This is a genomic window from Thiomonas delicata (assembly GCF_900088825.1).
Taxonomy (GTDB): domain Bacteria; phylum Pseudomonadota; class Gammaproteobacteria; order Burkholderiales; family Burkholderiaceae_C; genus Thiomonas_A; species Thiomonas_A delicata.
In genome coordinates this window covers 1410542-1422748 of sequence record NZ_LT592170.1, presented here as the reverse complement: position 1 = coordinate 1422748, position 12207 = coordinate 1410542, and the positions used below count along the sequence as shown (strand labels likewise).

16 protein-coding genes are annotated in these 12207 nt (G+C 59.2%); 12 read left to right on the top strand and 4 right to left on the bottom strand.

The features are described 5' to 3' along the window. The first annotated feature begins 34 nt into the window (after positions 1–34). Positions 35–1189, top strand: a complete 1155-nt coding sequence (locus THIARS_RS06830; RefSeq protein WP_013104700.1) for a lipase family protein — start codon at positions 35–37, stop codon at positions 1187–1189. A 317-nt stretch (positions 1190–1506) separates the two neighbouring features. Here THIARS_RS06830 and THIARS_RS06820 read toward each other — a convergent pair whose 3' ends face one another. Genes THIARS_RS06820 through THIARS_RS06810 form a run of 3 tightly spaced genes read right to left on the bottom strand, consistent with a single transcriptional unit; the run spans position 1507 to position 3235 of the window. Further along, the gene (locus tag THIARS_RS06820) at positions 1507–1809 is read right to left on the bottom strand and encodes an STAS-like domain-containing protein (RefSeq protein ID WP_141130493.1); all 303 of its coding nucleotides are present in this window, start codon (positions 1807–1809) and stop codon (positions 1507–1509) included. Then, positions 1803–2726, bottom strand: coding sequence for a putative Signal transduction histidine kinase (locus THIARS_RS06815; protein ID WP_013104697.1), 924 nt, complete (start codon positions 2724–2726; stop codon positions 1803–1805). Before THIARS_RS06815 ends, THIARS_RS06820 begins: the two co-directional genes overlap by 7 nt. 59 nt (positions 2727–2785) lie before the next feature. Further along, entirely contained in the window at positions 2786–3235 is a 450-nt protein-coding gene (locus tag THIARS_RS06810) for a hypothetical protein (RefSeq protein ID WP_013104696.1), read from the bottom strand. Positions 3236–3446: 211 nt separating this feature from the next. Here THIARS_RS06810 and THIARS_RS06805 point away from each other — a divergent pair, with 211 nt between their 5' ends. Continuing rightward, a complete protein-coding gene (locus THIARS_RS06805) occupies positions 3447–4082 on the top strand; it encodes a hypothetical protein (protein ID WP_013104695.1) in 636 nt (211 codons plus the stop codon). A 103-nt stretch (positions 4083–4185) separates the two neighbouring features. Then, positions 4186–4308, top strand: coding sequence for a hypothetical protein (locus THIARS_RS19100; RefSeq protein WP_255356518.1), 123 nt, complete (start codon positions 4186–4188; stop codon positions 4306–4308). A gap of 129 nt (positions 4309–4437) precedes the next feature. Here the strand turns inward: THIARS_RS19100 and THIARS_RS06795 are convergent, their stop codons facing one another. Next, positions 4438–5079: a hypothetical protein gene (locus THIARS_RS06795; protein ID WP_013104693.1), complete on the bottom strand. Its 642-nt coding sequence runs from the start codon at positions 5077–5079 to the stop codon at positions 4438–4440. A gap of 227 nt (positions 5080–5306) precedes the next feature. On the opposite strand from THIARS_RS06795, the gene THIARS_RS06790 reads away from it, so the two are divergent. From THIARS_RS06790 to THIARS_RS06745, 9 genes are all read left to right on the top strand, one after another. Next, a complete protein-coding gene (locus THIARS_RS06790) occupies positions 5307–5924 on the top strand; it encodes a hypothetical protein (RefSeq protein ID WP_013104692.1) in 618 nt (205 codons plus the stop codon). 95 nt (positions 5925–6019) lie between these two features. Further along, positions 6020–6670 carry a hypothetical protein gene (locus THIARS_RS06785; protein WP_013104691.1) on the top strand — a complete coding sequence of 217 codons (651 nt, stop codon included), beginning with the start codon at positions 6020–6022 and terminating at the stop codon, positions 6668–6670. Positions 6671–7108: 438 nt separating this feature from the next. Further along, complete coding sequence (locus THIARS_RS18560; RefSeq protein ID WP_013104690.1) at positions 7109–7429, top strand: hypothetical protein; 321 nt, start codon at positions 7109–7111, stop codon at positions 7427–7429. Positions 7430–7918: 489 nt separating this feature from the next. Then, the gene (locus tag THIARS_RS06775; protein ID WP_094159976.1) at positions 7919–8077 is read left to right on the top strand and encodes a DUF3309 domain-containing protein; all 159 of its coding nucleotides are present in this window, start codon (positions 7919–7921) and stop codon (positions 8075–8077) included. Positions 8078–8169: 92 nt separating this feature from the next. After that, complete coding sequence (locus THIARS_RS06770; protein WP_094159975.1) at positions 8170–8481, top strand: BON domain-containing protein; 312 nt, start codon at positions 8170–8172, stop codon at positions 8479–8481. 285 nt (positions 8482–8766) lie between these two features. Then, positions 8767–8982, top strand: coding sequence for a glycine zipper 2TM domain-containing protein (locus THIARS_RS06765; protein ID WP_094159974.1), 216 nt, complete (start codon positions 8767–8769; stop codon positions 8980–8982). Positions 8983–9114: 132 nt separating this feature from the next. Next, positions 9115–9315 (top strand): hypothetical protein, encoded by a 201-nt coding sequence (locus tag THIARS_RS06760; protein ID WP_094159973.1) that lies wholly within the window; start codon positions 9115–9117, stop codon positions 9313–9315. A gap of 948 nt (positions 9316–10263) precedes the next feature. After that, a complete protein-coding gene (locus tag THIARS_RS06750) occupies positions 10264–10695 on the top strand; it encodes a hypothetical protein (RefSeq protein WP_094159971.1) in 432 nt (143 codons plus the stop codon). After that, positions 10692–12203 (top strand): ATPase domain-containing protein, encoded by a 1512-nt coding sequence (locus tag THIARS_RS06745; RefSeq protein WP_094159970.1) that lies wholly within the window; start codon positions 10692–10694, stop codon positions 12201–12203. The genes THIARS_RS06750 and THIARS_RS06745 overlap by 4 nt, the downstream gene beginning before the upstream one ends. The last annotated feature ends 4 nt before the right edge of the window (positions 12204–12207 follow it).

The window sequence follows — 12207 nt, the reverse complement described above, 5'->3', positions numbered from 1 at the left end:
GGGCGCCGATGCGCACTGGACAAGGGGTCACGCTATGGCATTTTCTTCCGGCTATCAGTTTCAAGAAGCGCGCGATGCATTGAATCTGTGCATGCAGCTCAACGGGAACGGACTGCCTGCTCCCGCCCCTCTCCCGCCCCCTCCTACGTCGTGGACGCTCGATTTCGCGAGCCTGACGCAGAACCCTGCATCGCCCGAACCATCGCGATTCGGTGGAACGCAAGATGGTGTTGGCCCCTTCAACAATGCATGGGCCGGTTGGCGCAATAGTGCGAGCACCGGCGCATCCGGTTCCTACGCAATCGTCATCCGGGGCACGGTTGGGACTGTTTCCAGCATGCTGGACGATGCCTTGGCAACGACCGTGCAGTGCAATGCATCCTTTCCCCTAACTGCGGCCGGTCCGCCGTTGGGCAACCTGTCGTACGCGACGGTGAAACCAAGCAATTCCGAAAAATCGGGCGTCCATTTGGGGTTTTTATGGAGTGCGCTGGTTCTGCTGTATCACAAAGACATTGGCATTCTGAAGAAGCTTCAGCAACTCCCTCGGGGTTGCAACATACTAATCTGCGGTCATAGCCAAGGAGCGGCCATTGCGACGCTGTTGCACTCGCTGTTGCTGCATAGCAGCGGAGGAACTGACGCGCTAGCACACGCACTGGAGACTAAAGAGTTCAACTACAAGTCCTATGTGTTTGCGCAACCAAAACCAGGCAATTGGCAGTATGGGCACGACTTTGCGCAAGCTGCCGGGAACATCGGCTTGGCCATTTGCGTCAACAATTCGCGGGACTGGGTCCCGCAAACTCCATTGGCACTGGACCTTCCCGATGAGGTCATCAACAACCCGATTGACAGTTGGCTCGCACGGAAGAACGCCATACTGAAAACGGTAGCCGCGTGCGTGGAGTCCTCAGTAGCCACTCTGCGAGACGGCCTCGCCGATGTCGTAAAGCATGGGGCAGAGGCTGCAGCAGGTTACCTCGGTCAGAACATCGACACCAGCTACCTGGCTCAAGGCCCAAGCGTGAACAATGCTACCCCGTACCTGAACTATGTGCAGTGCGGAAAACTGTACTCACTTGAGGCAGTGCCTGCACCAGATGAAGAAAACGCGGATTCCTTGTGGCAGCATCATCTTGGAAATTACAGCGCCTTACTCGACGCGCAGGGAGCTAGCTTCATTTGAGCCGGTCCTGTTCCATAGCTGTCAACATTCCACTCGCAACAACTTGGCCAAGAGGCAAGCGATGCGCTGTGGATTGCTGCGGTTCAACGCGCCATTGACGTCGGCCCATTGGAGCCGGCCACACAGCGTCCTAGCGCGGCGGCGCCTGCCCTCACCCAATAGGTTGCGCGCGGACCTTCGCTGACCATGCGCCGTCGATGAATCTTTCAGGCTCGCCGTACTTACAATGGGTGTGCCACCGCAGCTAGAGAATCCGCACCCAACACGAAGAGCAACCAGGTAGTCGACCTTCTTGCCCGTGGACATGCCTGGGGTACTCATACCCCGGCCAACCGCTTCTTTTCTTGCTCCACAAATTCGAAGCGACTTCGAATAAGCTCATTTATTTGCCGGGTTGACTGGACGAAAGTCAGCACTTCCCGGGCCCGCTCCAGAGAAACCTGTTCCAGCAAGCGGACAAATGCAGCATTTACAAACGCAGATGGCACTGACGTAATGCCCGTGAAATCGACTTCAACGCGCTGTCCTTCCATTACCGGTGGAAGGATGAGACGAAAGATGACATCTCCATCCTCGTAGGAGGATGCGGTCCTCACATGGTCCATAACCTTCACTACCATGAGAACGGCTCCACTTCTGCGTCCGATGCGACCCGCTCTAGCGTATCTGTTCTAAGCGTCACTCGAACCAACGTTCCCGGGTAGCCCCCCCCTGTGGCTCGTGCCGTAATTTTATATGGGGGAGGGCCGGCAGGGTTCGGAACCGCGGACAGGCTCCCACGGGCGGAAACAATGAGCACATTGCCTCCATTGTTCTGAGTGACGTACTTGATGAGAGTGGGCAAACCCGCCCCTCGGTTCTGCACATTGCTCTTCGTTGTGAAGCCCTCTTGGCATGCCAGGCGAAGTGCCGCAGAGTCACTAGCGCTCGGCTCTCTCGTTCGTACTACGCGCGGAATTCCGGCACCGAAGTCGGAAATGGCTATCTGGATTTGATTTTTTTTCGGAAAGTACTGCGCGAAAGTGCACCCGATGCGTACCCCAGAGTGGTCTTGCACGTTGTGAAGAACCTCCTCGAGCGAAACGCGAACGCCATCGAGCGACTCTGGCCTCATTCCCACACGCTGACCAACCCACGGCATAACGTCGCTCAGCAAATACGCCTGAGCCTGTTCGCTATGTATGAGCCTGAGCGGCATGGTGGTAGAGCGAACGGAGCCACCAAATATCCTCTTGCCAAGATACCGCTCGAAGAAAAGGGAGTCATCGAGGAACTTCGTTCCTGCAGTCTCCGTCGCATGGTTCTTGAAGCTGACCTTGCAACCCAGCGTTTTGAAATACTCAATAACATTTGATAAGACAACGACACCAACCGGTTCGACGAAGGTCAACCTGCTGAAGTCGAAAATGACCTTTGAACACTTTGCGTCACGCTGCTCGTCGACGACCTCGGCCAAAAACGGAAGCATCGTCTCTGCGTTGAAGATAAGAGGTAGGAGGACGGCCCTCTCCACGGGAAAAAGAATCTTCCAAATCATGCGTCGCGTCAGCCTTCTCTTTTTGCACACGCGTCACTAGCGTGATATGGCAACAGGTCTTATTTTAGGGGCCACGTGTCTTTGTCTTGCCCCTTGAGTAAAGCGCCCCATGCCGTGGCATTTTTCGCGCGCTTGGCGCACGTACGCACATCAATGTCGATGACCTCGACCGCTCCATCCGCGCCGACTTTTAGCAGGTTGTACTCCTTGCCTATCCGGGTGCGCAGTTTGGTCAGGTGCTTCCAAAAATCAAGGGTGAGGATAACCACAGCGGTCACCCGTCCATCGTCGAGCAGGACGTCATAGATGTGATGGTTACGGCTTTGGATTTCCTTTTTTGAGCGCGTGCAGTACGACTCGGGGAGTAGGTCGGCCTGGATGGCGCGGCCCAGCAAGGAGGCGACGGAGGTTCGTTCCTCTGCGGATAGGGTCCGTTCGGGGCAAAGGGCCCCAAATTCGTTACGGGTGACGAGACGGCTGGGGACTGCGGCGGTGTGAAGCTCGGGCATGGTGAAGTCCTGTCCAGAGAAGTTGGGACTTCATGTAGGCACCGCGTTTATCTCCGTGGTGCACCCACGCCGATGCCACGAGGTATTGGCCCGGTGCCGACGTGTTGGCAGGCTTCGTGCCGCTGGGTCCATACGCCGGGTCACCCTGCGACGGTGGCGTGTGGAACGGTGATGGCTACACATGGCATCACTTGTCACCAGAGCCGTCGCCATGCACATCAAACACCGCCGAGCCCGCGCCCTTCTCTACCGCTCCGTCTGGGTGCCCAAGGGCTCTGCCGGCAACACGCACGGCTACTCGCGGCAGGTCTATGTAGGCAGCCTGCCGGTGACCACCGAATCCATCCCCGCCGCACTACGCGAGCAGATGTCAGACGACGAGCTCGCCTTCATTGATGCCAAGATTTGCGGGCCCGCGCGGGAAGCTGCGGAACGGCAACGGCTGGAGGATGAGGTGAGGGAGCGCGACCCTGGGTGGCGGCTGGAGGAAGCGCAGCGGCTGGTGCGTGAAGCCGCTGCGCGCAGTGCCGGAATGCCAGTGTCTGCGACCAGGTTAGGGGCTTTGCAGGATGCGCTCTCTGGCGTGAAGACCGACAGCACGGCAATACAGATGCCAACCAATGCCAAAGGGACCGATGACCCCTTGCGGTCGGCATTGGCGGCCGTTCAAGAAGCCGCCCGAGCCGTTGCCGCAGGTCGCTATGGCAAGGCACCGGACGAACAGGTGCGCTCGACAAAGACCTACCGGCTATGGGCCGATTTCTGGGAAGCTACGCAGGGCGAAGGGGAAGCAAGTCTGCTGCGCGCGCTACAGGCAAAGGGCTTTGTCAAGCGCCGTGGACGCTAGACCATGGGGGCAGCGGCTGTTCACGCTGGACGTTTGATTTGATAATGCCCTGACAAATCGAGAGCCCCACCCGTTCCGACAACCATCACCAGGACATTGCTACATGTTGAATTGGCTTGCCATCCTGGCCCTCGCGCTGACCCTCTGCGTGCTGGCACGCGACCTCCGCAAAACCTGGCTGCGCCATGCGTGGTCTCTGCGCAGCGTGCCGCACATCCGGCCGTAACGCAAGGCCGCCACGCATCGCTGCGCTTCTCGGTACACCCCGCCGACCTGCACCACCGCCGCTGGATTGGATGCAAAAAGCCCCCGCAGTACGGGGGCGTGAATGGGCTCAATGACCGCGCGACAGTTTCTATTCTTTCTTCGCCGCGAGCTCTGCCCTTATCGTGCTGATGTGAGCCTGCATCGCGACCACTTCGGTTTGTAGCGCCGCGATGTCCATTTCGGGTAGCAGCTTCTTGCCTTCAGCCTTCTCGTACATCTTGACCAGCGCGTACTTTGACACCATCGAAACGTCGCGGAGTTCCCCGGTCACGAGCGGTCCCCAGGCTGCGTCCTTTGACAGGACTTGAAACGCCGGTTCAATGGTCTGCGGGCCATACAGCCCCGGTTCCATCAGGTCGGCTTGCGTGATGCGTCCAGCCATCATCAAAATACTCATGCGAGGCACGCGCAGATAGGCTGCGCACGCCCGAGCGAAGTCGTCAGAAATCTGATTGACCTGTCGGACCCCGCTCATCAGCAGGTTCAGGTACGGGTAGCTGTAGCCCAGTTCACGACACATCTCCGGAAAGGACTGGCCTCGCTCTGCGGCGCACTGCACGAGAGCAGCAATCAGCAGGCCACCGGGCCGGACGGCGAATGTCTCGCTGACCTCACCGCTCCAGGGAGCGTGAGGCTTATGAGGTGCGGGTTCTGCTACTTGGGGCTCGGCGGGATTGACTTCTGTGCAGGTGGTGAGGTCCTTGGTTTTCCTGGCTTGCTTGACTTTCACATGTGACTCCTGAGGGGTTCTGGAGGGTCGATTTCGACCGCCAGAGGACTGGCCTTTCAGGTGTAGTCACCAGCATCCAAGCGTCGGTGCCTCCAGCTCGCGGATTACTGCTGGCCCAGTCTCTTGACGTTGCGCGTGGATGGTTCCGCATCCATACGCTCTGTGATGCCGCGAAACCACGGTCGCTATAGGAAGCGCACGGATTTGCGTGCACACAGGACATCACCATGGAACACAAGGCAGCACTCCATCCACCGCTCGACGCGTCCGCATACGTCGCCCCGGAGACCCCGGCCGAACGCGTGTTGCGGCTTTACCAGCACCCAGGCGGCCCGCTCATCGGCTGGGTGCTCGACGATGCGGCTCGGCGCCGGCATGACGCCAACCATTTGGCCCACGTCCTCGGCATCAGCCTGGAGGAGCTTGAACGCTGCGAACGCGGTCATGCCTCCAGGCTGGTCAGGGACCGCGCCTTCATGACGAAGGCCGCGCGCTACCTGGCCATTCCTCCGATTACCGCACGGCTACTCGCCGGCGACATCCGGGTCGGCGACTTTGCCACGCGCATCGAGTCACCGACCGACACGATTGAACGGGAATTTGCGCGGATGCTGACGGACCCGAAACTGCGCGCGCTCGTGCCGGACTCCGTCGCGGACCTGACCGACGAGTACAGGCATTACCTGGTGATGGTCTATGGCAAGAATCGGGCGATGGAACTGGCCGAGTTGCCGCTCCTGCCGGACATCCTGCGCTGGTTGCAGCGTGCGGCCATCCAGCATGACGAACATGAAGCCATGGCAGCGCATGCAGCCGGGAAAGACCGGAGCTTGATGGCGTCTTGATTTTTCCTTCTTTTGTTCGCGGGCCTGCGGGCCCGCTTTTTTTGTCTGGGCGCCGGTCGCTACACGAGAGCAGGCCATCCAACCCAGGAGAAAAAATGCCTACGAAGAGAAATTCCATCGGCTTAGGGCTGCTGCTCGACCCGTCGCAGTTCGCCGCCGAACTGACGACGCTGAAGCAAAGGCCCCATTACGACGGCCACGCCCTGTTTATCGAGCTACCGGACCGCGTGGCGCGGCTGTTTGAGAGCAGCCTCGTGCCGACGGGTCAGGGCCTTGCCATTGCGGGCAATGGTGATGGTCTTCTGTGTGCAATCGTCACGCTGCAAGCCGCATCGACGCAAGTCGTGTGCCTCGTGCCGATGCTGAACACGGTCGCAAAGGCCTGGTTGTTCGAAGCGGTTGAAACACGGCGCTCAATGAACATCGCCGTCGCGATTGCCGACAAGCCCCAAGTCATCGTCGTGACGTCCGGGCCGCCCGTCGGAGACCCGGAAAGCGCGCAGTGGGGAGCCATTCGTAAGCGGGTCGATGAAGCGCCGCTTGGGGGTGAGTTCGTGACGCGCACGCTGGAGATGGTCGCATTGTTCAAGCGCCTTGAAGACTCGCCGGAGAGCCTCGTCCCGGGCTTCGAGGTCGGGGAGCGGTGGGCGGTCGCGTGCATGCCTCCGCCCAAGACGCACGACAGTGATGTTGACGTCAGACAAGCTGGGCGGCTGCAGGTGCCAGCGGGTGCTGTGTTGCACTGAGAGCCGGCGGTGGAATCGACCGCTGAGGGTGATGGGGCCCCAGCGTTGGGACTGATGTAATTCTTGGGCGGCCCCGACTTGGGGCCGCTTTTTCATGTTCTCTTTTTACATCGCCCTCAAGGCGTCGCAACGACTCGAAGAACGGCGGCCGTCTTTGCACGCATCGCGTCCACTGGGGAAGCCGAGCGTCGTCGATGCGGCGGGCCTTTCGCATCAGAAACGGATAGCTTCGTTGCGGTGGCCGCTCTCGCTCGCCGACCATCGACTGTCGGCTCAATCGGTTGGCTCGGCGTATCAGCATGGTCGACCTCGTTGACCGAGAATCGAGGAGCATTTGTTTCTCGCAACAGCTTGGCGCTGAGCGCCCCATAAAACTCATCGGGGTGCCAGTATGCCCGGCGACCGATTTTTGTCGGTACAGGCAACTCACCTGCCTCGATGAGCTTGTCAATCCAGCGTAGGGAGCAGCTCAGTGCGGCTGCAGCAGCTTCTTTTGTTACGGCGACAAATGGAGAGATGGACGAAGCCTTTGGAGCAGTCATGGCAGGAGCAGAAGAGGATGAACACTCAGCGTCTAGCAAGGCTGTTTATTCACCGATTCAACTACGTGCTCAAAATCCCTCTTTAGAAATTCTGTGGCAAATCTGTGCCAATTTCAGTGCAATGCAAGTTCTCGCAAGTGCTTGCATATTCCGTTTGCAAGCTCGTAAGATATTGATTTTGTTTAGACACCTGTTTTTGCAACCAGGCCTCATTTGAGAATAGTTCGCGTTCGGGACGTAGAGGCCGGAGGTTCGAATCCTCTCACCCCGACCAGAAACATCCTTGTATATCAAGGACCGAGAAGCCCCTGGTGCAGGGGCTTTTTGCTTTCCTGGCGTGGTTGGTGGCAATTTGGTGGCAATCGCTTGCCCTTCGTGCCACTTCCACGCAGGGATGGATAAAACCTTTCCCTCGACCTTGCTCCACAACAGACGGAGCAACTTCGCGGTTCAGGTTCAAAGTCACGGTCCGGACCGCGACCCTCACCCAGACCCTCACACACCGCAAGCCTTCACCCTGCGCGCGTACACCCCATCGGCTCATGGCCCGCCTGGAAGGACTTCGATGCCTGGATTGATGTGCGATACCGCACAGACAGGCCGTATGTAGCGCGATATTGTGTTTCCAATAGAAGGCAGAACCCCATGGTATTGCGCTTCGATCTTAAAAATCGCCATTTATTTGGCGCCCACTTGGAGGCTGACCATGTCTTTAGGCACGCTGCTGCTGATTATTCTTGTTTTAATGCTGATCGGCGTTTTACCGAGTTGGCCCCACAGCAGGAATTGGGGCTATTTTCCGAGTGGCATTCTCGGATTTGTACTCATCATCGTGATCATTCTTTTTCTTACAGGCCGGATGTAATCACAACTCCAGGCTGTCGAAAAATATTTTCGCTTCTGTGACCTTGCAACAAGCTTGGCCATGGCGGATCGAGTCATTGACCAAGGATTCATATGCGCTTACTTAAACCCCTCTACGCCATTGTGCTGGCTGCTTCCGCGCTCACCATCGTGGGATGTGCGTCGACATCGAAACAGGAAAGCACGGGTCAATACCTCGACGACACGGCCATCACGGCCAAAGTCAAGGCGGCGATCTTTGCCGATCCGGACCTCAAAGTCGCAGAAATCAATGTCGAAACCTTCAAGGGCGACGTCCAGCTCAGCGGCTTCGTGCGCTCACGCGCTGACGAGCTCAAGGCGATTGAAATCGCGCGGCGTGTGGGCGGGGTCAAATCGGTGAAAGACGATATGCGTCTGAAATGAAACGGCCGCCAAATAAAAAACAAAACCAAGATGCGGGCCAGTCATAACGATTTTCCAGCGGCTTCCGGCTGGGTGATGTTTAGGCAATTTTCTGCACGTTGAATCGCTGGGCCAGGCTGATTCTCAGATTATCCAGGGCAAGCCACAGCGGTTCCGCGGCAGATCAAGCACAGCGCCGAACTTGTGACGCCCGGTTCGGGCATGATCTCATGCGCTGAGTCGTTCAATTTTTCGCGCCGTGCAGATAATCCGGCACTTCAACAACGTGAATCAAAAGGTCGCTTTATGAAAACCAAGCAAAGATTCAATCCCGTCATCGTTGCGGCAATCATGCTGCTGACGTTGGGAGGCTGTGCCGGCATGTCGACACGGGATCAGAACACCGCCATCGGAGCCGGCGTCGGCGCGGTCGGCGGCGCGGTCTTGTCAGGCGGGAGCGGTGTCGGCACGGTCGGTGGCGCGGCCGTGGGCGGGATCATTGGCCACCAAGTGGGCAATTGATGAAGGATCCGGCAAACATCGGCTCCACGCGGATGCGATGTTTGGAGGCCTCAGCGCATTTCGCCCATCAGCGGCGTGCGCCGTCGGGATGGGCAACGTTAGGGTGCAAGCATGCGATATAGCCAGATTCAGATGACCAGATTCGTGGCGATCATCGGCCTTGCCTTCGCCGCGAGCGCCTTGATTGCCACGCTTTATGGTTGCCAAAAACAGGAAGGCCCGGCCCAGAAGGTCGGCAAGGGAATCGATCAAGGTGCGGCTAAAGCCGGCCAGCAAATCGAAAAAGCGGGCCATAGCGTGCAAAACGCGGCGAAGGGCGAGCAGCGGCCGTGAGCATGCGTCGTAGCGCCCCGCCCCTATCGGCCGAGGGGTTGGTGGCGCCAGAACTGGCGACCCACGGTTCGCGCTGGCAAGACGATGCATCACGTCCGTGACGCATTCCAGGCGATGGGCCGGCGTGCTGGCTGTGCGCGAGGAGAGCGCATGCAAGGCCGGCTCCAGACGACGGCTGTGAACATCCCCGCGCGGTCCCGACTGTTGTCGCCATCGATGGGGTCATGACGCCCTAGAAATCCTCGGCCGAACCGCAAGGATCCGTCGTGTCGGCAGGGCTTTTCTGACGAACGTTCGATAGCGTACAGACGCCGCGAACACGTTCTGCCAACATGATCACGTAGCCATTTTGGCTGTGATTTGACAAGGGATCATCATGAACTACTCAATACCTGCCGTACTTCTGTTGGCATCGTTCGCGCTTGGTGCGTGCACAGGCCCGATGGGACCCCAAGGCAATACGGGCAACACGGGCTACACGGGCGCTCAGGGCGCCCCCGGCAACCAGGGGAATCCCGGAGATACTGGCAGCACGGGTATGCAAGGCAAAACCGGCAGTCAAGGGGATGCAGGCACAGGGGGTAGGACTGTCATTGTTGTGCCTCCGGCGCAATGAGCGGAGCGAAGCGCGGGAGCGGCGCGCTCCTGCGGTGAAAACGTTGCATCCATCCTCGCGAAGGGATGGGTGCATTGCAGCCACGTGACACTTGGAGTTGGTTTGTCTGAGCCAAAAAAGATGCGCTCGCTCACAAAAAATTGCCCCATATCGGCCTATGCTGCGCATACGGCCAGAAACGGTGGCCCCACGATCCCCGGCATCTGTCGGTCATGTGAGCTAGATGCCCAAAAAATATCGATGTAGTTTCCCTCGACGACGTTCAGGGGGCTGCCCAAAGTTTCGCTGCGGGGGGACAGCCATCACAGCAATTTCTGCGCATAGGACGACCTATGGAAATGCTTGAGCAGCGGCAGTTCGAAGCCGCTCTGATGCGCCGAGGGGGCATAGATGGCGATTCCGCGCAAATCGCCAGCGCGGTGGTTTCGATCTGGCAGGAGATCGCCACCTGCCTGAGCCCCATCATCGGCAAGGGCGGGGTTGACGCGCTGTACCAGCGCAGCCTCTACCTCGCCGGTCGCACGCATCCCTGGCTGATGACGGTTCATGACCGCACCCACCTCGCAGCCATGGGTCTCGAGGCGTTGAAATCCAAGCTCGCAGAGCAAAGCAGCGCCAACGCCGCCGCGGGCGGCGCGGCCCTGCTGCACGCGTTCTATGCGCTGCTGTCCAGCCTGATCGGCGCCTCGCTGACCGAACGTGTGTTGTACCCCATACGGATCAACTTCTTGAGCGAATCGCCCGAGCGGAACACCCTGCCATGACGAACAAAGACAAAGTGACCATCAACCGTTTGTCCACCGGCGTCCCCGGCTTGGACGACGTGCTGGGCGGAGGATTGCCGGAGTTCTCGTTCAACCTCATCGCCGGCGCTCCCGGCTGTGGCAAGACCACGCTGGCCCACCAGATGATGTTTGCGTTGGCCACGCCCGAACGCCCGGCGCTGTACTTCACGGTGCTCGGCGAGCCTCCGCTGAAAATGCTGCGCTATCAGCAGTTGTATACGTTCTTCGACAACACCTTGATCAATCGTGGGGTGTATTTCTTCAACCTGTCGGACGACGCCATGGCGGGCGATCTCGACCGGGTCTTGCAGCGCATCGTTGCCGAGGTCGAAGCGCATGGCCCGGCGTTCGTCTTCGTGGATTCATTCCGCTCCGTCGTGCTCGCCAACGAAGCCGCGCAGAGCCCGCACAATAGCCTGCAGCAATTCGTTCAGCAACTCGGCATGCTGATGACAAGCTGGCAGGCCACGACCTTCCTGATCGGTGAATACTTCACAGAAATCGACGCCAACCCGGTGTTCACCGTCGCCGATGGACTGATCTGGCTACGCCAGAGCGTGCAACGCAACTCCATGGTTCGCAAGATGGAGGTCATGAAAATGCGCGGCCAACCGACGCGCCCCGGCCTGCACACGTTCCGGATCAGCAGCTCCGGCATCAACGTCTTCGCATCCTCCGGCCTGGCGCTTGATGCAGGCGTCGCGGCCGAGGCGGTCTCGCCGCTGTCGACCGCACGCCTCAATCTCGGAGTTCCGGGACTGGATGAGATGCTGGGCGGCGGCCTGCCGCGTGGCTATTCGCTGCTCGTCGCCGGCCCCTCGGGGTCGGGCAAGAGCACGCTCGCGTCGGCATTCTTGGCCGAAGGCGTTCGGTCCGGAGAAACCGGCGTCATCGCAGCTTTCGAGCAACACCCGAACCGATCCCGCGACCGTGCGCTCATGGCTCTCATCGAGAGCGATCGCGTGGGCCTGGTGGACAACCGCACGGCCGATCTCTCGATCGATGAAATCATCTTGCTGCTCATGCGCGAAATCCAGCGGCTGAAGGCAAGCCGTGTCGTGATCGATTCACTTTCGGGTTTCGAGCTGGCGCTGGCTCCAACGTTTCAGGACGATTTTCGTGAATCCCTCCTGCGCCTGGTCACCACATTAACCGGCGCCGGCGTCACCGTCCTGATGACCTCCGAATTGGAAGACCGCTATACCGACCTGCGCTTCAGTCCCTATGGGGCGGCCTTCATGACCGACGCCATCGTCGTGCAGCGATACATCGAGATCGACAGCCGGCTGTTGCGCGTGATGGCGGTCGTCAAGGTACGGGCCAGCGCGCATTCCAACGCCTTACGCGAGTTCACCATCGATGGCGAGGGCATCCGTGTCGGTGAAATGCTGGCCGGCCAGGAAGGGTTGCTAGGCGGGCGGCCAACGCACAAACCCGCGAGCACACCCGATTCACTCGCGATCGGCAAGGCGGAACCGTCCAATTGATTGC